This window comes from Brucella sp. NBRC 14130 (assembly GCF_040371715.1).
In the GTDB taxonomy this organism is placed as follows: Bacteria; Pseudomonadota; Alphaproteobacteria; order Rhizobiales; family Rhizobiaceae; genus Brucella; species Brucella intermedia.
In genome coordinates this window covers 423715-449946 of the sequence record NZ_BAABTE010000001.1, presented here as the reverse complement: position 1 = coordinate 449946, position 26232 = coordinate 423715, and the positions used below count along the sequence as shown (strand labels likewise).

Here is a 26232-nt window from a genome sequence, read left to right as displayed (position 1 = left end):
ATCATGCGTCTTCTTATTCTTGGAACAGGCGGCATGGCGAAGAACCATGTCGAAGCCTTCAAGGCCATCAACGGTGTGGAGGTTGTCGCGGCTTGCGATGTTTCGGCGGTGCGTGTCGATGCGTTTTCGGAAAACCATGGCATTCACAACCGCTTCACGCGGCTTGAGGATGCGCTGGAATGGAACCGCTTCGACGCGGTTGCCAATGTGACGCCGGACGCCATTCACCACCCGACCACGCTTGCGCTGGTCGGGGCAGGCAAGCATGTCTTCTGCGAAAAGCCGCTGGCTGAAAGCTACGAGAAAGCCGCCGAAATGGCCGACGCCGCCGAGCAGGCGGGCGTCGTCAACATGGTCAACCTCACCTATCGCAATGTAGCGCCGCTGCAGAAGGCGCGCGAAATGGTGCTGGCGGGCGAGATCGGACAGGTGCGCCACTTCGAGGCGTCCTACCTGCAAAGCTGGCTGGTCTCCAAGGCGTGGGGCGACTGGAAAACCGAGAGCAAGTGGCTCTGGCGGCTTTCAACCCGGCACGGTTCCAACGGCGTTCTGGGCGATGTCGGCATTCATATTCTCGACTTCGCGACCTATGCGATCGGCAGCGATGTGGAGCGGGCTTCGGCGCGTCTCAAGACTTTCGAGAAGGCGGACAACAACCATATCGGCGAATATGTGTTGGATGCCAATGACAGCTTTGTCATGATGGCCGAATATGCCAATGGCGCGCTGGGTGTCATTCACGCCAGCCGCTGGGCGACAGGTCATCTCAACGAGCTGCGGCTGCGTATCCACGGCGACAAGGGCGCGCTGGAAATTCTTCACACACCGACCGGCTCGAGCCTGCGTGGTTCCATCGGCGAGGATATCGAAACCCCGGTATGGCGGGACATTGATGCGGGAACGGTGGAGACGAATTACCAGCGGTTTGCCCGCGCGGTGGCCGACGGGGCGCAACTGGAACCGGGTTTCCGCCATGCGGCCAATCTGCAACGTGTGCTCGATCATGCGATGATCGTGGACAGGCCGTTGCCGGAGGTTGTTGCCGGTTAACATCTCCAGGAAATGAAACCCTCCCGCAAGATGCGGGAGGGTTTATGCATCAGGACTGCTGGTCCTTCACGAAGGTTTGGTCCACTTCGCCGCGGAAGAATTCGCGGCCATAGATCAGCAGGCAGAGGATGACGCCGGTGGCGAAAGCCCATCCGGCACCGCGCGTTGCCAGTACCGCGCCTGTAATGCCTGCGATGCCGAGGTCGCGCTGCGAGCGGGCTTCCATGACACCGATACGCACCGAGACATAGCCCTGGATCAGCAGAGTGAGCGTCAGCGCCACGCCGAGGATCGGCTGGACAAGTGTCACGATCGGCATCAGGAACAGGCCGGTATTGGTGCCCCAGCGGAACGAACCCGCGCCGCCGAAGATCGAGTGCATCGACTTCTTGCCCTTGGAAAAGCGCTCGCAGATAACCACCTGCATTGCCGCCCATACCGGGCCGCACATCGTCACATCGGGACCTAGGATCGACATTCCCGTATTGCGCATGCCGAAAACGAGGTGCGCGCGGTTGGGATTGTAGTCGATCTTCTCGTCGGGGCGGTGCTGCTGGGCTTCCCCGATAATCGACTTGGTTTTCAGAACATCGCCGAACAGGACAATATAAGTTGCAAGCACCGTTGGCAGAGCCGTGAGGAACATGGAAAGCGGCGGCATGCCGAGGCCGAAGATCGTATATTCGCGCCACAGTGTCGCGAAATCCGGAGACGAGATCGTCCACTGGAATTCCGGCCATTTGGCCTCCCCGAATAGCGGGGCAATCACCACGGCAAGCAGGATGCATGGCAGTACGCCGAGCTTTCCGATAAGGCCGAAAAAGCCGCCATTGCGCGACAGGCGGTTAAACTGCGGCGAGAACATCAGGTAAAAGCAAAGGCCGATGGCAATCGAGATCGTGAACGGAAACGTGTCGAAATTTCCGCCGATCTTGAATACCGAAATGACAGCCGAAAAACCGGCGCCGATGATGATGCCGGATTTAATCGCTTGCGGGATCGCGGCGATCACTCTGTTTGCGATGCCGGTCGCGCCGATGAAGATGGACAAGAGCCCCAGCATCATCTGGAAGGACACAAGCGCGTGTATGCGTTCCGGGCCTTCAGGGAAGGTCGAGCAATAGGCCATGATGAGGGGGACGGCAGGCGTGATCCAGCCGGGAACGACCGGGTCGCCGAGCAGATGGTGGGTTAGATAGAAAAGCCCGTTCAGCACCACCACGGCAAGCGCCACTTCGAAGGGCATTCCAAGAAGCTCCGCCATGAGCGGGATCGCCGACAGGTCGACGGCGCACATGAGAAGCCCCTGGCAATAGTCAGGCCACTCGAATTTGTAATGGACAAAAGGCAAGCGAATTTTGAACGGTCCGGCAGGCCAATAGGGCTGCTCCTGACCGTCGATACGTTCAGTGCTCAATTTATTCTCCGGGACATAGGAAAGGTTGCGCGGAAGCGGCTATCAGCACGCTTCTGCGGTCCTCAACCTTCAGGTCGTTGTGGCAGAGCGGTTCCGGTTAACGCAGAGCTGTCGGAACCGCACTAAAGATTTGCTGTGTCGCATTTCCAGAAAAAAGCGCGTCGCATTTTTGCTGGAGATGCTCGCGCTCAAAAAGCTTCGCGGTAAAGCGCCAGGGCGTCGGCCTCGGTCACGTCGACCGGGTTGTTGCCCAGAAGCCGTGTCTGCAGCATCGCATCGCGTGCCAGCGTTTCGAGGCTGTCTTCCGTCACGCCGACATCACGCAGGCGGCGCGGCGCGCCCGACTTGTTCATCAGCTCTTCCATATAGGTTACGAAAGCCGCTGAACGCTCTTCCGTCGTGCCTTCGGATTTCTCCAGCAGCAGATCGGCAAGTTCGGCGTAAAGCGCGGCTGCGCCTGCCATATTGTAGCGAAGCACCGGCCCCAGCATCAGCGCATTGGAAAGGCCGTGCGGCACATGGTAGTGGCCGCCAAGCGGGTAAGCCAGCGCGTGAACAGCGCCGACAGGCGAGTTGGAAAAGGCCTGACCGGCATAATTGGCGCCGAGCAGCATGGCCTCGCGGGCATGACGATCATTGCCATTTTCGCAGGCCGCAATCAGGTTCGCTGAAAGAAGCTTCAGCGCCTCGCGGGCGAACGCATCGGAGAGCGGGTTCTTCTTGATCCGGCTCGTATAGGCTTCGATCGCATGAACCATGGCATCAATGCCGGTCGCAGCCGTATGAAGCGCGGGAAGACCGCAGGTCAGTTCTGCATCGAGGATTACGAAATCAGCGTAAAGCTGGCGAGCGACGACGCCCATCTTCGTGGTTTCGCCCGTCGTCAGAATGGTGATGTTCGTGACTTCCGAACCCGTTCCGGCGGTGGTCGGAATCTGGATCAGCGGCAGACGTCCGCCCTGTACCTTGCCGATACCGTAGAGCTCGGAAAGCTCCTGTTCGGAAACAATCAGCACGGCGGCGAGCTTGGCGATATCCATGGAGGAGCCGCCGCCCAGACCAAGCACGATATCGCAACCGGCAGCCTTTGCCTGCTCGACGCAGGCAAACAATACGGATTCCGGCGGATCGGCTACCACGTCGTCGAACACGCTGATACCGAATCCCGCCTTTTCGAGCGAGGCCAGCGCATGGTTGAGGACGCCGGCCTTGTGCAGGCCCTTGTCCGTCACGATCAGAATCCTGCGTTCCGAAAACCGTTCGCCGAGGATTTCGCCGAGGCGCTTCGCAGCGCTCCATTCGACGAGCATCGAGCCGACGGTGTCGAACGAAAATGGCTTGATCTCTGTTGTCATCATTCCACCCTTTTCACTTTCACCAGCGCCGAGGTCTCTCATTTCCTCACCGGCGCACAACGCTGGGCTATCCCGGAAACGCTCCTGTCTTGGGAAGGAGGCGTCCGGTAATTCTCCGATGCAGCCGATGCACCGGCAGTTCTGAAAGAAAAGCCTTGGGAGAAACTCTTCGCTTGTTCAATATATTGAACAATGTTCAAAACTGAATGATCGATACAGGATAAGAAGCCGGACTGTCAATTTCTCCCTTCGCCCAAGACGCTGAAATCCCTGCTGGAAAGTTCATCGGTGCATGCCCCCAGAGCAATAAACGATTGAAAATGTTCTCGTTCTTGGCGAGTGCCATCAGGCCGTTCGGTGAATATTTCACTCGAAATAACTTGCGGGGCTTCGTCCGAGGCTGCGCTTGAACGTTGCGGCGAAAGCGCTTGCGCTTTGGTATCCGCAATCAAGCGCCACGGTCACGACAGGCACGCCTGCGGCAAGCGCAGGCAAGGCAGCAAGCAAGCGGGCCTGCTGCCGCCAGCGACCGTAGGTCATGCCGGTTTCACGCTCGAAATGACGCATGAAACTGCGCCTGCTCATGCCAGTCCGCGAGGCGGCAGCATCGAGCGATAACTCCGTATCGGGCTCCGCTTGCAGCGTCTGGCAAAGGGTGCGTAGCCGGTGATCCGATGGCATGGACAGACTGAGGGGTTCGGCGGGCAGAAAAGTGAGTTCCTCCAACAGCAATTCGCAGACGCGGTGAGCGAAGGGTGTAGCTGGCCGGTCCTGCAATTCCACAAGACGCAGGATCAGTTCGCGCAGCAAGGAAGAAACTTCCACCACGCCGCAGGATGAGGGGAGGGATCGCGCGGCATCCGGATGGATAAAGATCGTACGAAACTGAACAGGTCCGTGGCTGCGGGTTGCGTGCTCCACCATCGGCGGCACCCACACGGCGCGATTGGGAGGAACGACCCAGCTACCGTTTTCGGTTGCAACGGTTACCACGCCGGACCGCGCATAGATCAATTGCGCATCGCGGTGACGGTGCGGCGGCCCTGCAAAGGATGCATCGTCCTGCGCGATGGTGGATATGGCGAGTGCAAGGGGCGCTGGATAATTCAGTGACATGGATTGACCCTTTTGCGCTCAATAATGGCCTTAAAGCGCAGGAATGCCAATATCCATTGACATATGATGGAGTGGAGAAGCCATTTTTAAGAAAGCCCCGCAGTGTCCGCTTGCGCCAGCCACAAGACACTTGTTTCAACGGAGTTGAACGCTCCGGCTGGCTGCGCACGCTTCGCTTTTTCGCTTCTTCTCCTTCGACTTACCGGCGACCGTTGGGCCTGATGGCATCCCGGCGGTCGTAACCTGCCGTCAATCCCATTTCCCAATTGTCGAAGCCGCTGCTCTCGCAGCCGAAGGAACTATTGTCATGATGCCAAACCCGGATAGCAAATATCGTCCTTTCATATCTCCGATCGAATTGCCGGATCGCGAGTGGCCGAACCGGCGGCTGGCGCAGCCGCCGCGCTGGGTCTCGACGGACCTGCGCGATGGCAATCAGGCGCTCGCCGACCCGATGGACGGCGAAAAGAAGATGCGTTTCTATCGCATGCTTCTGGAAATCGGTTTCAAGGAAATCGAGGTTGCGTTTCCTTCCGCTTCGCAAACGGAGTTCAACTTTGTTCGTCGGCTGATCGAAGAGGAACTGATACCTGACGATGTGACCATTCAGGTGCTCACCCAGTCGCGCGCTGACCTCATCGCACGCACTTTCGAATCCCTGCGCGGTGCACGTCAGGCCATCGTTCATCTTTATAATGCAACCGCGCCGCTGTTTCGTCGTGTGGTGTTCAACATGGAAAAGGACGAGATCGTCGATCTGGCGGTCAGTGGGATAACCGCCATGCTGGAAGAAAGCCGGAAACAACCAGAGACACGCTGGACTTTCGAATATTCGCCGGAAACCTTCTGTTTTACCGAGCCTGATTTCGCGCTGGAAATCTGCGAACGTGTTCTGGATGTCTGGCAGCCAACGCCCGAAAACAAGGCGATCCTCAACCTGCCGGCTACGGTCGAGGTGGCAATGCCGAATGTCTATGCGGACCAGATCGAATGGTTCTGCCGCAACCTGTCGCGCCGCGACAGCGTCATTATAAGCGTGCATCCGCACAATGACCGGGGGACGGCGGTGGCCGCCACGGAACAGGCCTTGCTGGCAGGCGCTGATCGCGTCGAGGGTTGCCTGTTCGGCAATGGCGAGCGCACCGGCAATGTCGATCTCGTTACGCTGGCGCTCAATTTCTATACGCAGGGCATCGACCCGAAGCTTTATTTCCCGGAGATGCGCTCCGTGGTGCGAACGGTCGAACATTGCAATGACTTGCCGGTTCATCCGCGCCACCCCTATGCGGGCGAACTGGTCCATACTGCTTTTTCCGGCTCGCATCAGGATGCGATCCGCAAGGGTTTTGCCGCGCATCAAAGCCGCAATGACGGCATATGGGAAATGCCCTATCTGCCCATTGATCCGAAAGATATCGGTGAAAGCTATGAAGCCGTCATCCGCGTCAACAGCCAGTCAGGCAAGGGCGGCGTGGCATGGGTGCTGGAGCAGGACCGGGGGCTGAAACTGCCGCGCCCGCTGCAAATCGATTTCAGCCGTCGCGTGCAGGCATTCGCCGACGATACCGGCAAGGAAACGACCGCCGAAATGATCTGGTCGCTGTTCCGCGATGTCTATCATCTGGAAGAGAATGCTGATTTCGAGCTGCTGAACTACAGGGAAAGCAGGCCCGCACGGAGCGGAGAGGCGCGTGTCTTCGCCGGGCGCATTCGGCATCGCGGGCAGGAAATCGCCATAACCGGGCGCGGCAATGGTTTGATATCAAGTGCGGTCTCGGCATTGCAGGCCGGTTGCGATATCGATCTGGAAATCGTCGACTATCACGAACATTCATTGAAAAAGGGCACTTACGCGAAGGCTGCGGCTTATATCGAATGCCGTACGCATGATGGACGGAAAGTTTTCGGCGTCGGGATCGACGACGATATCGCAACCGCGTCGATACGGGCTGTGTTGAGCGCTGCCGCGAATTTTTCCACGAGCGATGTCTAAAAAATGAGGAAGCAGACGAGATTTGCTCTTGACCTCAACCAAGGTTGAGGAACTAGAGAAGCATGGCCGATCATCTGGAGTATCGTCCATGCGCTTGTCGCTTCTTCTTGTTCCCCTTGCTTTTTCCACTGTCCTTCTTGTTTCGACAGCCGCCTCTGGTGAAGGGGCAGATGCTGCGGCCGGGGAAAAACTCTTCAAGCGATGCTCCGTCTGCCACACGGCGGATGCCGACGAAAGCAAACGCGGCCCATCACTGAAAAGCGTGGTGGGCCGCAAGGCCGCCTCCTATCCGGGCTATCCCTATTCGGATGCGATGCGCAAGGCGGCTGCCGAGGGGTTGGTCTGGAACGACGAGGAGTTGAAGGCTTTTCTCAGGAAGCCGCAGGCCGTGGTGAAGGGCACCTGGATGGCTTTTGCCGGACTGACCAGGGAAAAAGACCTCGAAAACATGATCGCCTATCTGAAACAGCATTCCGAATAGCTGTTTGGAACCGATATGGCCGAACGGACATCCCGACGTGAGGCCATGGCCGGTCGGAAGCGCTGCGGGGCGTTTTCCGACCGGCGCTATCAGGGACAGAAGCCGAAGGTTGCCTGACATGATGAACAGAAACGTGCTGCATATAGACCGCGACGCAATCGGCGCCGTTTCGAAGCGAGAGTTCGCGGATGCGATGTCGCGGATGGCCGCAACAGTGTCCGTGGTGACCGCATGCGATGCCGGTGAAGCCCACGGTCGCACGGTGACAGCGGTGTTGTCGCTTTCCGCCGAGCCGCCCATGGTTTTGGTTTCGGTGAAAAGCGACAGCGCGCTGGCAACGGCGATCCTCTCTGATGGCGGCTTCTCGCTCGCCATGCTCGCGGAAGGGCAGGAGATGATCGGCGATGCCTTCGCGGGAAAGGTTCCCCACGCGCAGAGATTTCTCATTGGTGTGTGGAGCGAATGGCCGTCTGGCAGGCCGCGTCTTTTCGGGGCTTCGGCCGCCATTGACTGCGAACTGGCGGGCAGCGTTCCAATGGCGGATCACACGCTTTTTGCCGGGCTGGTAACAAATACCGATCTGCCGCTGCATTCGCGCCCGTTGCTATGGGCACGCCGCAATTATCGCGCGTTGAGACATGACGCGGATTTATGACGCGTCTTGCAATTATGCGGGGCTGCGGCCTACACATTCGGCATGATCGAGTTTGACGATATGGAACATTCAGGTCTCAAGAAAAGCCTGACGGTTGGTGACGTTTCCCGGCGCGCCGGTGTGGCGGTCTCTACGGTCCATTTCTATGAAACCAAGGGGCTCATCGAGGGCTGGCGCACAGAGGGCAACCAGCGCCGCTATCACCGCGCCGTGCTGCGCCGCATTGCCATTATCAAGATCGCGCAACGCGCGGGCATTCCGCTTGCGATCATTCATGAAGCGCTGGAAGACCTTCCCCACGACCACGTGCCGACGGCGGAGGACTGGAGACGTTTTTCGGAAGCCTGGAAAGACATGCTTCAGGAACGCATCGACAGTCTGATGCAGCTTCGTGACCAGATAACGAGTTGCATCGGCTGCGGTTGTCTCTCGCTGTCCGAATGCCCGTTGCGAAATCCCGACGACATCCTCGGTCAGCAAGGCGCCGGTCCCCGAAGATTGATGGTCAAGCCCGGCAATCTCATCTGACTTCCCTGCATCTGGGACGAACCTTTCCGACGCTGCTGCGGCTCATTCGCGGCGGCGATCTTGCGGCGTTCCATGCCACATTTTGCAACAGTCAAAAGCCTTCGTTTCCAGTGGAAATAGCCTATTGACCTCAACCAAAGTTGAGGTCCTATAAACCTGTCGGCAACAATTCAGTTCACGGAGGCCGACAGTGCAAAGTTCGATCGAAGAAACAACACCAGCGGGAATTGCGGGACATGCGCCTGCTGGCTGGGGGGAGCTTCTAAGCGGTAAAAATGGCCTCTATGCCCTGGCTTTGGCCGGAGGTGTCACTCTCCATGCGGTCAATATGTATATCGCGACTACAGTCATGCCGAGCGTGGTGCAGGACATTGGCGGCATGGATTTCTATGCCTGGGCGACGACCTTGTTCGTCGTTGCCTCCATTCTGGGGGCTGCACTCACCGCGCGGCTGCTGAAAAGTGCCGGTCCAAGAGGCGCCTATGTCGTGGCGACCCTGCTGTTCGCAGCCGGCACACTGATCTCATCTCTGGCCATCAACATGCCGGTCATGCTGGCGGGGCGGAGCGTGCAAGGCCTCGGCGGCGGATTTCTTTACGCGCTCGCCTATGGTCTCACCCGTGTCGTGTTGCCGGAGCGCCTGTGGGGCCGGGCCATCGGTCTTATTTCCGCTATGTTCGGCGTGGCGACGCTCATCGGTCCGGCGATTGGCGGCATCTTTGCCGAATATGGCGCATGGCGCGCTGCTTTCTGGTCCTTGCTGCCGGTATCGGGTCTTTTCGCTGTGGTGGCATTCGCGACTTTGCCACGCTCGAGCTGGGATAGAAACGAGCGCGTTTCCATTCCGGTTCTTCAACTCATCCTCCTCACCGGCGCTGTCCTTGCGGTTTCAGCGGGGAGCCTGTCAGAGGAAACGCTATGGAAGATCGTCGGTCTGGGTGCTGCGATATTCATGATCGCCATCATCGCAGTCGTGGACCGCGACGCCAAGGCACGTCTCCTGCCGCGCCGCTCGTTCAGCCTGTCGACACCGCTCGGCGCTCTTTACCTTACGATCGCGCTTCTGATGCTCAGCATGCAGCCCGAAATATACGTGCCTTATCTGCTGCAGCACCTGCATGGCCAGTCTCCGCTCTGGGCAGGATATCTGGCGGCACTTATGGCAATCGGCTGGACGGTGGCATCCTTCCTCAGTTCCAGATGGCAGGAGAAGGGGGGCGACAGGCTTGTCGTTGCCGGACCCGTTCTCGCGCTTGCCGGTCTTGTCCTGCTCGCCATATTTCTCCCGATCCATGGCAACGGCAACTGGTCGCTGCTCGCGCCCGTCTGCCTTGGGCTCATCCTGATCGGTTTCGGGATTGGCCTTGCCTGGCCCAGCCTCGTTACCCGCGTCTATCAGAGCGCTCCCCTGACCGAGCAGGATCTCGCAGCGGGTGGAATGACGACCGTACAGCTCTTCGCCATAGCCTTCGGAACGGCGTGCGCGGGGATGGTTGCCAATTTTGCCGGTATTGCCGTGCCGGGAGGTGTGGAGGGCGCGGCAAATGCCTCGCTCTGGCTGTCGGTGATATTCGCGCTCGCGCCAGCAATTGCCGTGGCAGTCGCATTCAAGGTTATCCGTATCACGGGCGGAAAGGGCTGACCGATGCCGCGTTTCATCGCCAACATCCTCGATTCCCGTGCCAGCCTTTTGCTGGCGCGGGTGGTCCTTACCTTCGTTTTCTGGTCGAGTGGGCTGGCCAAGCTCTTCGACTTCGGCGCCAATGCTGCGGAAATGGAAAGCTTTGGTCTTCATCCGGGCTGGCTGTTCAACAGCGCAACTCTGCTTTTGCAGATTGGCGGATCGCTGATGATCATCTTCAATCGCGGAACCTGGCTGGCTTGTGGCGCGCTTGCCGTCTTTACGATCCTGACCATTCCCGTTGCCCACCCGTTCTGGGCGAAGGAAGGAGAAGAAGCTTTCCGGGATAAGACGGTGGCGCTGGAGCACATATCGCTGATCGGCGGTCTCGCTCTCGCTGCAATTCTATCGCGCAAGGTCTAAACCACTGGACGCACTGATTGCCCTGCCTGTACCTTGCCTGTCGTCGGATCGATAGGCAGGGGAGGGCCTGGCATGGACGTGACGATCATAACGGGAGCATCGGATGGTATCGGCGCTGAAACCGCGCGGCAGATCGCCCAGCGCGACCGTGCCAGTGCTGCTCTGGTGCTCGCTGCGCGCAATGTGGACAAGCTGGAGAGGCTTGCCGCCGAATTGCGGCAACTGGGCAGCTCGGCCCTTGTGATACCCACCGACGTTAAGGATCGCGCTGCCTGCATCGCCCTGATCGACAAGGCGGTTTCCGCCTATGGCCGCATCGATACGCTGATCGTGAATGCGGGCATGTCGGCCCATGCCAATTTCGCCGAAATCAAGCCGGATGATCTCGATTGGATGCATGACCTGATGGAGTTGAACTATTGGGGCAGCGTCTGGCCTATCCATGCCGCACTTCCATATCTCGCTGCCAGCAGGGGGCGGATCGTCGCTGTCTCATCCGTGGCCGGATTGATCGGCGTGCCGGGGCGTACGGCCTATAGCGGAACGAAGTTCGCCCTCTCAGGCTTCTGCGAGGCGCTTCGCGCCGAACTGACCCCCAGCGGCATTTCCGTGACAATCGTCTATCCGGGTGTCGTCAAAACCGACATTCGCAAAGTAGGCTATGGCGCAAGCGGTGCCGCTCTTGGAACGAGCGGCGTGCGCGAGGATGACATGATGCCGGTCGAGGAAGCCGTGCGGCTGATGCTGGCGGGTGTCCAGGCGCGCAAACGCGAAGTGTTGATGACCAGGCAGATGCGGCTGGGGCGGTGGTTGAAGCTTATAGCTCCCGCTCTGGTGGACCGCATGGCGCTCAAGGCTATCAAGCCGGAATTCAGGCCGAAACCGATCACGCCCGCTAAATAGGCAGCGACAATGCCCGCTATTGAGGGGCGCGCTCGAACGACCCCGCTAATTTTCATGCCTTGTCACCAACTATCCGTTGACGAGTTTTTAACTTCGACTACTATATATAGTGTTCTAGGTTCTTTCGATTCGTCGGATCGAAAGCTAAGACGGGAATCCGGTGCGTTTCATCCATGATGGATGCGACAATGCCGGAGCTGCCCCCGCAACTGTAAGCGGAGAGTTCTGTCCATCACGTCACTGGCTCAGGCTGGGAAGGCGGGCAGAATGTTGATCCGTGAGCCAGGAGACCTGCCTTGAACGAGTACGTCCACGGGCGGGGTGTCCGGTTGGCGCGCAATCTTGTATGGCAAGCTTTGCCTTGCCGGTTGCTGCCTCGAACTTCCCGCTTTGTTTTTACGCATTCCCCGGCAAAACCGCTTTGCACTTTTGCTGGGATTTAGCTTCGGGGTGAAGTCCATGTTCAGTCTATTCAGTTTCAGTTCCGGTCCTCCCTTCCAGGGATAGTTTGTGCGGTCAGGCTGCTTGTTGGTGCGGCTGGCCTTTCCCCTGTCATGTGCCTTTCAACGCGCATTTCGCGATGCGCGAACGGCTTTTTGCGTCCTTCCAGGGCATTCCCTGTTTTTTCATGAACCGTTGGAAATGCTCTGTCTGTTTGTCTTGTCGCGCATCTCATCCGAAACGGGTTCCCACTTTTCGGGATGCGCTCTAACCAGCGAGAAAAAAATGAACGTCACCGTTTACAGCAAGCCCGCCTGCGTCCAGTGCACCGCCACCACGCGCGCCCTCGATCGTCAGGGCATCGAATATGAAGTCATCGATATTTCTGCCGATGCGGACGCCTTCGATCTCGTGAAGGGCATGGGCTACCGCCAGGTGCCGGTGGTTGTGGCAGGCGAATCCCATTGGGCGGGCTTCCGGCCCGATATGATCAGCTCTCTAGCCTGAGGCCTGTGGTCACATGAGCCTGATCGTCTATTTCTCCAGCCGGTCGGAAAATACGCACCGGTTCGTTGAACGGCTTGGAATGCGGTCAAACCGTATCCCGATGGACGGTTCAGGCGGATTGCAGGTGCGCGAGCCCTTTGTGCTCGTCACGCCCACATATGGCGGCGGCGGTTCCAAGGGCGCTGTCCCCAAGCCTGTGATCCGCTTTCTCAACGACGAGAGCAATCGCTCTTTCATCCGCGGCGTGATCGCCGCGGGAAACAGCAATTTCGGCGAGGCTTTCTGTATCGCCGGCAACATTATCTCCGCCAAATGTCGGGTTCCCTACCTCTACCGCTTCGAGCTTCTGGGAACCGACGAGGACATTGGCAATGTCAAAAACGGGATGGAACGATTTTGGACACGGCAGACACAACCCTGATACGGGAGCGAGAAGCTCGGCCCTTGGTGCAGGATGGACTGCAAACGGCGGGCTCCAGCAGCAAACCGTCAAAATCCACCGACGGGCTGGATTATCATGCGCTCAACGCAATGCTGAATCTTTATGACGACGAGGGAAAAATCCAGCTTGACCGCGACCGGCAGGCGGCGCGCCAATATTTCCTCCAGCACGTGAACCAGAACACGGTCTTTTTCCATAACCTTCGGGAAAAGCTAGATTATCTGGTGAGCGAAGGCTATTATGAGCAGGAAGTGCTGGATCAGTATTCCTTCAACTTCGTGCGCGATCTTTTCGACGAAGCCTATGCGAAGAAATTTCGCTTCCCGACATTTCTCGGCGCGTTCAAATATTACACCAGCTACACGCTGAAAACATTCGACGGGAAGCGATATCTGGAGCGCTATGAAGACCGCGTCTGCATGGTGGCGCTGGCGCTGGCGCGTGGCAATGAGCAACTCGCACGCGATCTGATGGAGGAGATTATCTCGGGACGCTACCAGCCTGCGACGCCGACTTTCCTCAATGCAGGCAAGAAGCAGCGCGGTGAGCTCGTTTCCTGTTTTCTGCTGCGGGTCGAGGACAATATGGAGTCCATCGGGCGCTCCATCAATTCGGCTTTGCAATTGTCGAAGCGGGGCGGGGGAGTGGCCCTGAGCCTTACCAATATTCGCGAGGCGGGGGCACCCATCAAGCAGATCCAGAACCAGTCATCCGGCATCATTCCGGTGATGAAGCTTCTTGAAGATTCCTTTTCCTACGCCAACCAGCTTGGCGCACGGCAGGGCGCGGGCGCGGTTTATCTGCATGCGCATCACCCGGACATCATGCGGTTTCTCGATACGAAGCGCGAAAATGCCGACGAGAAAATCCGCATCAAAACACTGTCGCTCGGCGTCGTCATTCCGGACATCACCTTCGAACTGGCGAAGAATAACGAGGATATGTACCTCTTCTCGCCCTATGATGTGGAGCGGGTTTACGGCATGCCGCTGACCGAGATTTCGGTCAGCGAAAAATACCGTGAAATGGTCGATGATGCACGCATTGCCAAGAAGAAGATCAATGCCCGCGAGTTCTTTCAGGTGCTGGCGGAAATCCAGTTTGAATCCGGTTATCCCTATATCATGTTCGAGGACACGGTGAACCGCGCCAACCCGATCGACGGGCGCATCACCATGAGCAATCTATGCTCGGAAATCCTTCAGGTGAGCGAGGCGAGCGTTTTCCGCGAAGACCTGTCCTATGATTATCTCGGCAAGGATATTTCGTGCAATCTCGGTTCGCTCAACATTGCAGCAGCAATGGACTCGTCCGATTTCGGCAAGACCATCGAGACCTCCATCCGGTCCCTGACTGCCGTTTCCGATATGAGCCATATCGGCTCCGTGCCGTCGGTCGCCCGCGGCAATGATGAAAGCCATGCCATCGGCCTCGGTCAGATGAACCTGCACGGTTATCTCGCCCGCGAGCGGATTTACTATGGCTCGGAGGAGGGCGTCGATTTCACCAATATCTATTTCTATACCGTGACATATCACGCGATCCGCGCATCGAACCTGATTGCGGTTGAGGCGGGCAAGTCGTTCAAAGGGTTCGAGAAGTCCAAATATGCATCGGGCGAATATTTCGACAAATATACCGAGCAGCTTTGGGAACCGGCGACCGAAAGGGTGCGCGAAATCTTCGACAAGGCGGGCATTGCCATTCCTACACAGGATGACTGGCGTGACCTGAAGAAAGCGGTGATGGAGGGCGGACTTTATAACCAGAATCTTCAGGCCGTGCCGCCGACAGGCTCGATCTCCTATATCAACCATTCGACCTCATCGATCCATCCGATCGTGTCGAAGATTGAAATCCGAAAAGAAGGCAAGATCGGTCGCGTCTATTATCCGGCAGCCTTCATGACCAATGACAATCTCGATTATTATCAGGATGCCTATGAGATCGGGCCGGAAAAGATCATCGATACCTATGCGGCGGCGACGCAGCACGTCGATCAGGGCCTGTCTTTGACATTGTTCTTCCGTGATACCGCAACCACCCGCGACATCAACCGTGCGCAGATCTACGCATGGAAGAAGGGCATCAAGACCATCTACTACATCCGCCTGCGCCAGATGGCGCTTTCCGGCACGGAAGTGCAGGGCTGTGTTTCCTGCGCCCTTTGACCCTGGTGACGACGAATGAATATCCAAGTGAAAACCAAGACCCCGAAGCCCGCCGCAGTGCGCGCGATCAACTGGAACCGGATTGAGGATGAAAAAGACCTTGAGGTCTGGAACCGTCTGACCGGAAATTTCTGGCTGCCGGAAAAAGTGCCGCTTTCCAATGACATTCAGTCATGGGAAACGCTGAAACGGGAGGAAAAGCAGCTGACGATCCGCGTCTTCACCGGGCTGACGCTTCTCGACACGATCCAGAATGCAGTTGGTGCAGTGAAGCTGATGGATGACGCTGTGACACCGCATGAAGAAGCGGTGCTATCCAACATCTCCTTCATGGAAGCGGTTCATGCGCGGTCCTATTCGTCGATTTTCTCCACACTATGCCTGACACCGGATGTCGATGATGCCTATCGCTGGTCTGAGGAAAACGAGTTTCTACAGCGCAAGTCCGTTCTCATTCTCGATCAATATCATGCTGGCGATCCACTGAAAAAGAAGATTGCCAGCGTCTTTCTGGAAAGTTTTTTGTTCTATTCGGGCTTCTATCTGCCGATGTACTGGTCGAGCCGCGCAAAGCTCACCAACACGGCCGATCTCATCCGGCTTATCATCCGCGATGAGGCAGTGCATGGCTATTATATCGGTTATAAGTTCCAACGCGGGCTGGAACGTTTGAACGGAGAACAGAAGCAGGAAATCAAGGATTTTGCCTTCGAACTTCTTCTGGAGCTCTACGACAACGAAGTTCGCTACACGGAAGCGCTCTATGACGGCGTGGGACTGACGGAAGATGTCAAGAAATTCCTGCATTACAACGCCAACAAGGCCCTGATGAACCTCGGCTATGAGGCACTGTTCCCGGCTGATGCGTGCAAGGTCAATCCGGCGATCCTGTCCGCGCTTTCGCCCAATGCGGACGAGAACCACGACTTTTTCTCCGGTTCCGGCTCGTCCTATGTCATTGGCAAGGCGGTGGCGACCGAGGATGAGGACTGGAGTTTCTGACGAGGCCTTGGGCGAGTTTTGCAGCGGGAGCGCGGTGCGCCCTTGCGGGTGCGCGGCGCTCCACGCTCAAAAGGCGAGTTTAGCGCAATCTACATCGAAAAAGTTCATTTTTTATTTGGCTTCTGTCGCGGTCCCGTTACAAGAGAGGCTCGGGCGGTAAAGGGCTAAAAATGGACACGCGGGGGCAGAACAACAAGGATGTGCCGCTTGCAGTCGATCTGGACGGAACTCTGGTTTCGACCGATCTGCTGTGGGAGGGGATTTTTCTTCTTCTGAAGAAGAACATTCTGTTCGTCTTCATGTTGCCGGTCTGGCTGTTCTCGGGAAAGGCATATCTCAAGCAACAGGTGGCGGACCGCGTAGCCCTCGATGTCTCGCGGCTTCCTTATCGAACCGAATTTCTGGATTTTCTGCGTCGAGAACATGCATCGGGCCGAATATTGGTCCTGATCACCACAGCCATTGAACCGATAGCCCGGGCTGTGGCGACGGAGCTGGGTATTTTCAGCGCTGTCTATTCGACAACTGCAGCGAAGAATCTCTCAGCAGCAAGCAAGGCCGATCTGCTGGTGGAGCGCTATGGGCGACACAGGTTCGATTATGCCGGAAGTGATCGCGACGATCTACCGGTTTTCGATGCGGCCCGACAGGTGATCCTGGTCGCGCCTGATCGTGCGGCGGCGCAGTTCCAGAAACGAACGGACTGCCAGGTTTTCCTTGCTGAAAAGCCGACCATCCGAACCTACGCCCGGATGCTGCGTGTCCATCAATGGCTGAAGAACCTGCTGGTCTTTGTTCCTGCTGCTCTGGCTCATGATATAGTGAAGCCCGACGTGTTCATTGCGGTTTGTCTGGCATTCGTCGCTTTCTCTGCGACGGCGTCTGCAATCTATATCGTCAACGATATTATCGACCTTCCGGTCGACCGGAGACACGTGCGAAAAAATCAGCGGCCCTTCGCGAGCGGCCAGATATCCATTCCTTTCGGCCTCGGTGTCGCGGCTCTGCTGCTGCTGTTGACGGCCGCCGTCTGTTTCTTCCTGCCGCCCGCTTTCACACTTGCGATCGTCACTTATCTGGTTTTCACTACCGCCTATACATTTGCCCTGAAGCGCATGTTGCTGGGCGACGTGATTTGTCTCGCGGGGCTTTACAGCTTGCGTCTTTTGGGTGGGTCGGCTGCCTCCCATGTTCCGCCGTCTTTTTGGCTGATGGCCTTTGCCATGTTTTTCTTCCTTTCGCTGGCATTGGCGAAGCGCTATGTGGAATTGCAAGGCGCGATGGCGACGGAAAAGGACAAGATTGCCGGGCGAGGCTACCGCCCTGAAGACCGCGATATCGTCGGTCAGTGCGGGGTTGCCGCCGCATTTACCGCGGCACTGGTTCTGGCCCTTTATATCAACAGCGATGCGGTCAAGACCCTCTACACCTATCCCTGGCTGATATGGCCGCTCGGCCCGATGGTCCTCTACATGAACGTCCGCATATGGATATTGGCGCACCGGGGGGACATGGATGACGATCCGGTTCTCTTCATGGCCAAGGACTGGCGCAGTCAGGTCGTGATCGCGTTTGGCGCTGCACTGCTACTTGTGGCTGGACTGCGCTGATGGAACAGTCTTTCGACAGTTTCGGGCGTGTTGACCGGCGGCAGCGGCGCTTTCTACCGCTGGATCTGCTGGAGGCCGATTTCGCCGGTGCCTTGCACGAAGGTGCGAGCCTGCTGCCGTTTGGAAATGGTCGTTCCTATGGTGACAGCTGTCACAACGATGCAGGCTTCCTCGCGCCCATGCAGGCCCGAAGGAGGATACTCCAATTCGATCCCGATACGGGATTGCTGTCGGCTGAAAGCGGTACGCTTCTGAGCGATATCATCGCGCATGTCGCGCCGCATGGTTATTTCCTGCCCGTCACGCCCGGCACCCAGTTCGTCACATTGGGCGGGGCCATCGCCAATGACGTGCATGGCAAGAACCACCATCTGCGGGGAACGTTCGGGTGTCACGTCGACGGGCTGGATCTGCTTCGCTCGGACGGTGTTCGTTACAAATGTTCCGACGCCGAAAACATCGACCTGTTCCGGGCCACGATCGGTGGAATGGGGCTGACCGGATTGATTCTGCGTGCAACGATCCGGCTCATGCGGGTGGGCGGCCTCGATATTGAGGAAAAGATCCTGCCATTCGGTAGCCTCGATGCATATTTCGATATGGCAGAGGTTGCGGACCGGGAGAATGAATATGCCGTTGCCTGGGTCGATCAGCTTTCCGATGGGCGGGGCCTGCTGATGGTCGGCAATCATGTGAGGAAGGCCAGCGGCCCGCAGCCATCGAGAATGGGGCGGTTTGGCGTGCCTTTTGAACTGCCGTTCTCCGTACTGAACAGGACAAGCCTGTCATTGTTCAACGCGGCCTATTTTCGGCGCAAGGGACGGCTCAGAACGGCACACAGGGTGCCATATCGAAATTTTTTCTATCCGCTCGACAGCATCAGAAACTGGAACCGGCTTTATGGCCCAAGGGGGCTTTATCAGCATCAAAGCGTCGTTCCGTTCGATGCGGCGCGAAAGGTCATTCCCGCAATGCTGGAAGCAAGCCGCGCGGCCGGGCAGGTCTCGTTCCTGACGGTACTCAAGCGTTTCGGGTCGGTGAAGTCTCCCGGTCTCATGTCCTTTCCGATGCCTGGATATACGCTGACAATGGATTTTCCCAATCGGGGCGGCAAGACGCTGGAATTGTTGGATAGTCTGGACCAGATGGTCGTGGGCGTCGGGGGCCGGGTCAATCCGTACAAGGACCAGCGGATGAGCGCGGAGGTTTTCGCTGCAAGCTTTCCAGGCTGGCGCGACTTCGAGGTTTTTCGCGACAAGGCATTCAATTCCAATTTCTGGCGCCGCACGGCATTGACGTCCGGTGCGGCAGTTTAGGAAACGTGATGAAATATATTCCCTTCATCCTGTTCACAGTCATGACCAACGCTGCCGCGCAGTTGATGCTGAAATATGGCATGCTGTCGCTCGGCCCGATCAGTTTTTCCGCTGAAACAATGATCCAACGCATATTCCAGATCGTGTTCAACCCCTGGGTTTTTGCGGGTCTGCTGACCTTTGTGATCTCGATGGCATCGCATCTTTACGTGCTGTCGAAGGTGGACCTTTCCTTCGCCTATCCATTCCTCAGTCTTGCATATGTGGCGGTCGCGTTGTTCGCCTGGCTTTTGTTCAAGGAGGAACTGGGCGCATACAAGATCGCGGGCATTGCATTCATCTGCATCGGGACGGTGTTGATCGCGCAAAGCGGCAAATCGCCCGAACCGCAGGCGGATACGGGTGTGAGCCGGCAGACGCAAGGTTGAACGGGGCGGTATGATGAGACACGTAATTTTCGGTGGAGATGGATTTGTCGGTCGGTATCTCGCGCCCAAACTGCTCGCCGACGGTCAAGAGGTCATTGTCGCAGATATCGTGAAAAGCGATCTGCCGCATTATGCTGACGCCGTTTTTTTCGCGACCGATGTAACCGACCCGGCAGCAATCCGCAGACTGGGTATCCGCGCTGACGACGTGGTCTACAATCTCTCTGCCAAGATGCTCTCGCCGATACAGGTCCGCGCGAAGCGGCATGATTTCTTCTTTCCCGTCAATTATTACGGGACGGAGAACATCATCAAGGCAATGGATGTTGCCGGTGCGAGCAAGCTGATCCACTTCACCACCGACATGGTGTATGGCCACACTTATGTCTGGCCGCAGAAGGAAGACCATCCATGCAAGCCGCTCGGCGAGTATGGGCTTTCCAAGTTGAGAACCGAAGAACTCGCCGCTGAATGGCGCGAACGTGGAATGCATATATCCCTGTTCCGTCCTCGCCTTATCATCGGTCCCGGCCGTCTCGGCATTCTGGAAAAGCTGTTCAAGCTGATAGATAAAAATCTGCCGGTGCCGATGATCGGCTCGGGCAGAAACCCGTACCAGTTCGTTTCGGTGTTCGATTGTGCGGAGGCGGCACGCGCCGCTTTCAAAGCGGGTATCCCCAACGAGGCCTACAATCTCGGATCACTCAACCCGCCTCCCGTCCGCAAACTACTCGGTGATCTCATCCGTCATGCAGGATCGAAATCCATTCTGTTGCCGACGCCCGCCTGGGCAGTAAAGCGGACACTGGATCTGCTCGACTGGATGAACATGCCGATCATGGACCCGGAGCAATATCTCATCGCCGATGAAATGTGTGTTCTGGATGTTTCAAAGGGCGAGCGCGAGCTTGGCTGGGTGCCGCAATATCGGGACGAGAACATGTTGATCGCAGCCTATAGCGAATATCGCAGGAAAATCGGCGCGGCATCCTCGGGTGTACAGGCTTCTGAAACGGCATAGGGGCAAAAATGACCAGGACCAACGCAACGCCAAAGCCGAATCTGCTGACCGTAAGCGAGGCGAAAGCGCTCGATCTGCCACGCATGACCGAGCTGTTCACGACCCACCTTAATCCGGGCCAGCTTCATTTCATGAAGCTGCTCGGCTTTCACAAGGTGAAGATCGAACGAGCAGAAGGCATGTATTATTACGATCAGGACGGGCGCCCGATTCTCGATTTCTTCGGCGGCTTCGGGTCGCTTGCTTTTGGTCACAACCATCCGCGTATTCTCGAAGCACGTCGCCAATTTGAGGAAGAGATGCGCCACGAGATCGCGATCGCCTTCATGTCGCAATATGCGACTGCTCTTGCTTATGACATTGCGGCCTGCTCGCCAGGCGATCTGGACATGGTGTTTCTGGGGTCCTCCGGTTCCGAGGCGATGGAAGCGGCGATCAAGGTTGCCGAGCGCGCCGCCGGTCCGGAAAAGCCGAAAATCGTCTATGCGGAAAACTCATTTCACGGGAAGACCAAGGGCGTTCTGTCCGTCACGGATGGCGGGCTTTATCGCGGCGAATTCAAGCTTGTCGACAACACTGTACGGGTTCCCTTCGGTGACATTGCTGCCGTTGAAAACGCGTTTCGTTCGGACCCGGAAATCGGGGTGATCGTGCTGGAGACGGTGCAGGGCGGCGGCGGTATCATTCAGGCGGACGCAGAGTTCTGGCAGAAGCTGCGTCGCCTTTGTGACCAGCATGGTGTGATCTGGGTTGCCGATGAAGTGCAGTGCGGATTGGGCAGGACCGGGAAATTCTATGCTTTCGAGCATTATGGCGTCATACCGGACGTCACTGCGCTGGCGAAATCGCTGGGCGGGGGAAAGACGGCTATGGCCGCGATGATCGCCCGCCGTGGCATCTATATGAAAGCCTATGGCACGCCGAAGACTGCGATGATCCATGCAATGGCGACCTTCGGCGGGATTGGCGAAGCCTGCATCACGTCAATCGAAGCCTTGAATGTTCTCTACGATGAACATCTGATCGATAACGCTGCCGATGTCGGGGATTATCTTCTGGAAAGGCTGCGTGAGTTGCAGAGCCGTTATCCAGCTCTTCTGAAAGATGTGCGCGGGCAGGGGATGATGGTGGGACTGGAGTTCCATGATTTTTCCCAGACCATGCCGGCTGTGTTGCGGCCGGTTCTGGGGATGCTGGATGAGAAGCTCAAAGGCTCGCTCCCCGGCTTCATCGGCAGCCATCTGCTGCGCGATCATGGGGTTCTGGTTGCCTTTACCGAATACAATCGAAATGTCATTCGTCTTGAGCCGCCACTGATTTGCGGGCGCGAGCATGTGGATGCGTTCATCCAGGCGCTGGATGAGGTGCTTTCACGCGGGATCATCCGGATTGTGCGGGATTTCATCAAGGCTCAGATCAAGTAAGGGCCGATTACGGAAGAAGACCGGGGCGAAGCAGCAAATCCCAACAGGGGTTCAAAGCGATAACTGTGCGATCCTGTAGCGCCTCGAGGTATATCTTCTGCAAGGCAAGGCGATTGGTCGTTGTCGGGCATTTCGGGCGCAATACGCCGTCCGTTGCTTCCACGGCGGCTTTCGTTTCTTCGGACAGAACCGGGACCGTGCGGAACGGATCGGCGCCGATCTGGATATGTCGCGTAGCATCACGGTCCAAAATCCAGGCGAACGGGTTGACGAAATCAAGCGTCATGATGCTTTGCAGGCGAATGTTGGTGCGGGTTTCGAAGGATTTCAGGTCCGTCACCATCTGGTTTGCAGACAGGAGCCAGAAAACCTGGAAATCGATTTCCGAGTAAAGCTGCCAACTGGGTAGTTGTCCCTGTTTGGCCAGTGCTTCATACGCCGCGTTGTTCTGCGGATAATGGGATTGGAAAAGCTCTGCCCGCTGCAGGAAATCGGGCCGTGTCAGCACCTGACCCAGATTCTTCAACTCCGGCAAAGAGGGCTGGACATAAGTTGGCGCTACAGCGACGGCCCGCAAGGTCGTGTGCGCAACCTTGGCGAAAGTCGGAATGGAACAGAAAGCGGCCAGTGTCAGGAAAGCGATCTTGAAGTTCTGACTGCGAAGCTGCACTCGCCGAAAGATCATGATCAGAACAGGCCAAAGAAAAATAAACTCCTGGCTCCCGGTGTTCTGGGTTTCAAGGAAGACGCTGCCGATCAGCCCGACAGCGAGCCACACGGAGCTCCGGTCGAAGAAGTGGGGTTGTTCGCTGGAGGCCTGAGCACCGGACTGGCGCTGCTCGTTCCAGAAAAGCAACAGAACAAGGATTGAAGCTGGTAGAATGACGTCGAGCTTCAACGATATGACGGTCAGGAACCGCGAAAGCAGAGCCCCTTCATTCAGCGCCACCAATGTAGCGATATCGCGAACATATGCGCCGATGATTCCGTTATGCAACTCAAGAACAGACAGCGCCGCAGAAGCAACGGCCGCTGCGAGAAGGACATGGCGAATCGAAATTCTGCCAGCCAGAAGTGCTGTGAGTCCGAACAGCCCGCCTGCTAGAAAACCGGTTATTTTCATCAGGAGCAGGGCGGACATCGTCGCTGCGCAAAAGAGCGCAAGCTTCGCACTATCCCGCATGAACATCAGCCCGCACATGAGCACGTAAAGCAGAAGCGACGTGTGGCGGTTATAAATACCGAAACCATCCAGGCCGGGATATGGATAAAAGCTCTGTGTATTGGCGGGAAAGATGGCGAATACCAGAAATGGGACAAGGATAAGAAATCCGGTTGTTCGATTCCGAGGGTGAAGCTCAGCCAGCACTCCGAACATTAGCGGCGCTGCGACGATCAATATGGACCACTGAACGAGCAACAGCGGTTGCGCTTTCGGAAACAGGGATTGTCCCCATGCAAAAAGATAATAGCCAAGCGGTCCGACCGGTGTGGAGAAGTCCACATTGGGAACCTGGCCCGTCCTTATGCGCTGGGCCGCATCGAAATAGATGTAGCTGTCCCAGTACATCGGGCCGATAGGGACATTGAGCCGGAATGACAAGAGAACGACCAGCAGTATGAGCGTGAAAGCCAGCCAGAACATCGGCGCGCTCAGCAATGGCGCTCGTGCAATTTTGAAGCTCTTGCCGAAGAACATGAAACCCCACCCCCATGCGTCATGCGCAAAAACTAGCCGCAAACCCTTAAAACTACAGAAACAGCCGGAGGCCGTTGGATTCAACTCGATTTCAAAAGGGAGAAGACTTCCAGAAATGAGAACGCCCACTGCACTGGGAGGAGGAGTGTGCAGTGGGCGAATCTATAAAGCGCGATTGGGAGGAGGAGTATCGCGCTTTGGGTCCGGTTTTTGGGAGGAGGAGTAAAACCGAACAAGCCCAAAATAGGAATACGGCGTGCCGGTTACAAGGGGCAAGCTTGCAATGCAGATATGCATTTTTGGGTAGCTAAAAAGAAACCGCCCCGCAGCGGTCTAGCGCGCTGGGGCGGTACTCCCTCCTCCAAGTGAGAGGAACAATAACTCCGCTTATGGAGAAAGCAACCCCTTAATATAACTACACGATTTTCAGAAAATACTGAAAATTATGTACGGTTAGTAAATCGGTCGGGACTCAAAATGAGCGGTGGGAAAGCAGTCACAACGACATTGCAGTGCGTTTTATGCGAATCTTGTTGATGTGCTTGGATGGCCGATCGCAGGGAATTGTTCGGAAAGACAAGTGGCCTCAACCTCCGGGCGATATTGTTCACGGGTTTTCTAACAATGGTGCAAATTGCCTATTTATTTTTTTCAAAGCTGTGATTAAGTTCCACCATCTTCTTCGATTGGGGGCTTTCGAGGGAGATACGCCGCCTCAGCGCGTTCAGTCGCCGCGGGGCGGTTTTTGTTTGGGGGGTGGAAAGTGCATATCAGCAATGCAAGCTTGTTGATTGAGTGGGCGGGGCGAAGGGATTATTGAATATCCGTCCTGGCTTGCTCCTCCTCCCAAAAGCCGGGGCCGAGCGCGATACTCCTCTTCCCAATCGCGCTTACTGATCAAGCCCGCAACGCTCACCTCCTCCCGAGCCTTGCGGGCTTTTCTGTATCTTAGTCACGTAATTTTTCAGGCTGGAATGTATTGTTAGTTCCAGAATCGCAGCTAACGTTCCATTTTCATGGTGCGTGCACTCCTGAGAGCTCGCCCGCCTCGCGCCCCTAAGCCCCCCGCCCAAACGCGAGGCGGTTCCTTTGAGCGGGAACCTTCTCATAGCTTTATATTCCAGCGCATCTGGAAGAAGTTATTTCCAGCTGAAGTAGGCTGAGACAAACCGCGTCCGAAAGTCTGCGTTTTTCCGGCGGCTCATGCCCATTTCTGCACGCATTCCATCGCTCGGAAAAACGGAGGCACGTGCTTTATGTTGCGTATTGCTTCCGAAATTCTGAAGTTGGTCTGCTGAGAGAGGAACACCTCTTTACTTTTGTGTGGTGTGAAATAACTAAAATACACTTCGAAAACTGACGGATGAAGTTTCAACAATTCAGTCGGTGTGCAAGTTTTTCTGTTCATTTGGCTAAATAAAATATATTATAAATTTATAATACATTACGTAGCGTCACTTTTGATTGAAATTTAAGTTTATATTTTTCTGCATTGTCTTCTGTGGACGGTCGAAGAAACGTCAATTATCGCCCCAATTATCCGTTTACAATCAGGAGAAGGCTGAGTCGCTTTCGTTCTTGAGGCGCCTCTGGCTGTTCGAGCGGGCATGATGTTGCGTTCTGTGCCTGATGCGGATTCCCTGCGGATAGTTATTCTCTGATCGTCGGAAAGGAACGGATTCTCCAACTCAAGGAACCGTTCAAGCCCCGGAAATTAACCATCTGTTAACCATTGCGCATATAGACCGGATAAACCGTTTTTTAACCAAGATGAATCAAGTGCTAACACAGTCTCGTCCAATCCGCCTGAAAGGAAGGTCCTTTCTGGCGCTGGTCCTTTCGCCTGAATTGCCGCTCGATGGCTGGCTCGACAAGCTGGACGATCTTGCAGCGCGTTCGGTTGGGTTCTTTCTCAATCGTCCGATCGTTCTCGATCTTGAAAATGTAACGATCGAGCGCCCGCAACTGGTGCAATTGCTTGAGGATCTGGTTAGCCGCGGCGTCTGGATCACTGGTTTCGAAAATGCACGGCCTTCGCTCCTCGGTCCCGGCATGCCGCCGGCGATGCGGGGCGGACAGCCTGCAGCCGATTTCGATCCGGAGATCGCGGAATCGAAACCGAAAGAACGCGCGCCGGCTGCGCCAGCATCGGTGCAACTGGTCAAGGCTGTACCATCCATGGTCGTCACCGAGCCGGTCCGGTCGGGGCAGTCGATCTATTTTCCAGATGGCGATGTGACGATTGTCGGTTCTGTTGCATCCGGAGCGGAAGTGGTGGCTGGCGGATCGATCCACGTCTATGGCGCATTGCGCGGCCGCGCGATGGCGGGAACAGCCGGAAACGCCGATGCGCGCATTTTCTGCCGCAAGATGGAAGCCGAGCTTGTCGCTATCGACGGCCTCTACAAGACGGCGGAAGACATGGAAAGCAGATTGCGCGGACAGGCTGTCCAGCTGTGGCTCGACGGCGACTATATGATGGCCGAAACGCTGGGCTAGCACGTTTCCAACAGGCGAAACGCCTTTTGGGAGCGCAGGTCCCGAACTGATTTCAGGCACGTTTGAGTGCCGCAAAAGAAAAGCAGAGCATCTCATATCCCGGGTAACGGATGCTCTGGAGGCGCGCGGG

The 26232-nt window shown here is 56.7% G+C and carries 22 protein-coding genes and 1 riboswitch; of the genes, 18 read left to right on the top strand and 4 right to left on the bottom strand.

Translation table 11 applies throughout. From position 1 onward, the window contains the following. Positions 1-3 precede the first annotated feature (3 nt). The gene (locus tag ABWW28_RS02230; RefSeq protein ID WP_006468421.1) at positions 4-1050 is read left to right on the top strand and encodes a Gfo/Idh/MocA family protein; all 1047 of its coding nucleotides are present in this window, start codon (positions 4-6) and stop codon (positions 1048-1050) included. Positions 1051-1099: 49 nt separating this feature from the next. Here the strand turns inward: ABWW28_RS02230 and ABWW28_RS02225 are convergent, their stop codons facing one another. The 3 genes from ABWW28_RS02225 to ABWW28_RS02215 all read right to left on the bottom strand — a co-directional run bounded on the left by ABWW28_RS02225 (position 1100) and on the right by ABWW28_RS02215 (position 4938). Next, positions 1100-2467, bottom strand: coding sequence for a hypothetical protein (locus ABWW28_RS02225; RefSeq protein WP_006468422.1), 1368 nt, complete (start codon positions 2465-2467; stop codon positions 1100-1102). Between the two features lie 188 nt (positions 2468-2655). Further along, a complete protein-coding gene (locus ABWW28_RS02220) occupies positions 2656-3825 on the bottom strand; it encodes an iron-containing alcohol dehydrogenase (protein ID WP_006472466.1) in 1170 nt (389 codons plus the stop codon). Positions 3826-4188: 363 nt separating this feature from the next. After that, complete coding sequence (locus ABWW28_RS02215; RefSeq protein WP_006468426.1) at positions 4189-4938, bottom strand: AraC family transcriptional regulator; 750 nt, start codon at positions 4936-4938, stop codon at positions 4189-4191. A 307-nt stretch (positions 4939-5245) separates the two neighbouring features. Between ABWW28_RS02215 and leuA the strand changes: the two genes are divergently transcribed. From leuA to ABWW28_RS02135, 16 genes are all read left to right on the top strand, one after another. Further along, positions 5246-6931: a 2-isopropylmalate synthase gene (leuA, locus tag ABWW28_RS02210; RefSeq protein ID WP_006468428.1), complete on the top strand. Its 1686-nt coding sequence runs from the start codon at positions 5246-5248 to the stop codon at positions 6929-6931. Positions 6932-7019: 88 nt separating this feature from the next. Then, positions 7020-7412 carry a c-type cytochrome gene (locus ABWW28_RS02205; protein ID WP_006472467.1) on the top strand — a complete coding sequence of 131 codons (393 nt, stop codon included), beginning with the start codon at positions 7020-7022 and terminating at the stop codon, positions 7410-7412. Positions 7413-7530: 118 nt separating this feature from the next. Next, positions 7531-8067, top strand: coding sequence for a flavin reductase family protein (locus tag ABWW28_RS02200; protein WP_006472468.1), 537 nt, complete (start codon positions 7531-7533; stop codon positions 8065-8067). Between the two features lie 60 nt (positions 8068-8127). Next, on the top strand, positions 8128-8595 hold the full coding sequence (gene soxR / locus ABWW28_RS02195) for a redox-sensitive transcriptional activator SoxR (protein WP_025092092.1): 468 nt from the start codon (positions 8128-8130) through the stop codon (positions 8593-8595). 190 nt (positions 8596-8785) lie between these two features. Beyond that, entirely contained in the window at positions 8786-10237 is a 1452-nt protein-coding gene (locus ABWW28_RS02190) for an MFS transporter (RefSeq protein ID WP_006468432.1), read from the top strand. Positions 10238-10240: 3 nt separating this feature from the next. Then, a complete protein-coding gene (locus ABWW28_RS02185; RefSeq protein WP_176587967.1) occupies positions 10241-10639 on the top strand; it encodes a DoxX family protein in 399 nt (132 codons plus the stop codon). Positions 10640-10711: 72 nt separating this feature from the next. Further along, positions 10712-11542, top strand: coding sequence for an SDR family oxidoreductase (locus ABWW28_RS02180; RefSeq protein ID WP_063882517.1), 831 nt, complete (start codon positions 10712-10714; stop codon positions 11540-11542). A 99-nt stretch (positions 11543-11641) separates the two neighbouring features. Beyond that, positions 11642-11855, top strand: a riboswitch (cobalamin riboswitch). Between the two features lie 413 nt (positions 11856-12268). Beyond that, entirely contained in the window at positions 12269-12490 is a 222-nt protein-coding gene (gene nrdH, locus ABWW28_RS02175) for a glutaredoxin-like protein NrdH (RefSeq protein ID WP_006472472.1), read from the top strand. A gap of 13 nt (positions 12491-12503) precedes the next feature. Continuing rightward, positions 12504-12911 (top strand): class Ib ribonucleoside-diphosphate reductase assembly flavoprotein NrdI, encoded by a 408-nt coding sequence (gene nrdI / locus ABWW28_RS02170; RefSeq protein WP_063620518.1) that lies wholly within the window; start codon positions 12504-12506, stop codon positions 12909-12911. Further along, on the top strand, positions 12887-15103 hold the full coding sequence (gene nrdE / locus ABWW28_RS02165; RefSeq protein WP_036565605.1) for a class 1b ribonucleoside-diphosphate reductase subunit alpha: 2217 nt from the start codon (positions 12887-12889) through the stop codon (positions 15101-15103). Before nrdI ends, nrdE begins: the two co-directional genes overlap by 25 nt. Before the next feature lie 15 nt (positions 15104-15118). Then, positions 15119-16105 carry a class 1b ribonucleoside-diphosphate reductase subunit beta gene (gene nrdF / locus ABWW28_RS02160; protein WP_006468439.1) on the top strand — a complete coding sequence of 329 codons (987 nt, stop codon included), beginning with the start codon at positions 15119-15121 and terminating at the stop codon, positions 16103-16105. A gap of 170 nt (positions 16106-16275) precedes the next feature. Continuing rightward, complete coding sequence (locus tag ABWW28_RS02155) at positions 16276-17715, top strand: UbiA family prenyltransferase (RefSeq protein WP_112669370.1); 1440 nt, start codon at positions 16276-16278, stop codon at positions 17713-17715. Beyond that, the gene (locus tag ABWW28_RS02150; RefSeq protein ID WP_006472474.1) at positions 17715-19031 is read left to right on the top strand and encodes an FAD-binding oxidoreductase; all 1317 of its coding nucleotides are present in this window, start codon (positions 17715-17717) and stop codon (positions 19029-19031) included. Before ABWW28_RS02155 ends, ABWW28_RS02150 begins: the two co-directional genes overlap by 1 nt. Positions 19032-19039: 8 nt before the next feature. Continuing rightward, positions 19040-19459 (top strand): EamA family transporter, encoded by a 420-nt coding sequence (locus ABWW28_RS02145; RefSeq protein ID WP_006472475.1) that lies wholly within the window; start codon positions 19040-19042, stop codon positions 19457-19459. A gap of 13 nt (positions 19460-19472) precedes the next feature. Continuing rightward, entirely contained in the window at positions 19473-20480 is a 1008-nt protein-coding gene (locus ABWW28_RS02140) for an NAD-dependent epimerase/dehydratase family protein (RefSeq protein WP_176588034.1), read from the top strand. Positions 20481-20488: 8 nt separating this feature from the next. Continuing rightward, the gene (locus tag ABWW28_RS02135) at positions 20489-21904 is read left to right on the top strand and encodes an aspartate aminotransferase family protein (protein ID WP_006468444.1); all 1416 of its coding nucleotides are present in this window, start codon (positions 20489-20491) and stop codon (positions 21902-21904) included. 7 nt (positions 21905-21911) lie between these two features. Here the strand turns inward: ABWW28_RS02135 and ABWW28_RS02130 are convergent, their stop codons facing one another. Beyond that, the gene (locus ABWW28_RS02130) at positions 21912-23603 is read right to left on the bottom strand and encodes a hypothetical protein (RefSeq protein ID WP_353390177.1); all 1692 of its coding nucleotides are present in this window, start codon (positions 23601-23603) and stop codon (positions 21912-21914) included. Between the two features lie 1770 nt (positions 23604-25373). Between ABWW28_RS02130 and minC the strand changes: the two genes are divergently transcribed. Next, positions 25374-26102 (top strand): septum site-determining protein MinC, encoded by a 729-nt coding sequence (gene minC, locus ABWW28_RS02125; protein ID WP_006468447.1) that lies wholly within the window; start codon positions 25374-25376, stop codon positions 26100-26102. The last annotated feature ends 130 nt before the right edge of the window (positions 26103-26232 follow it).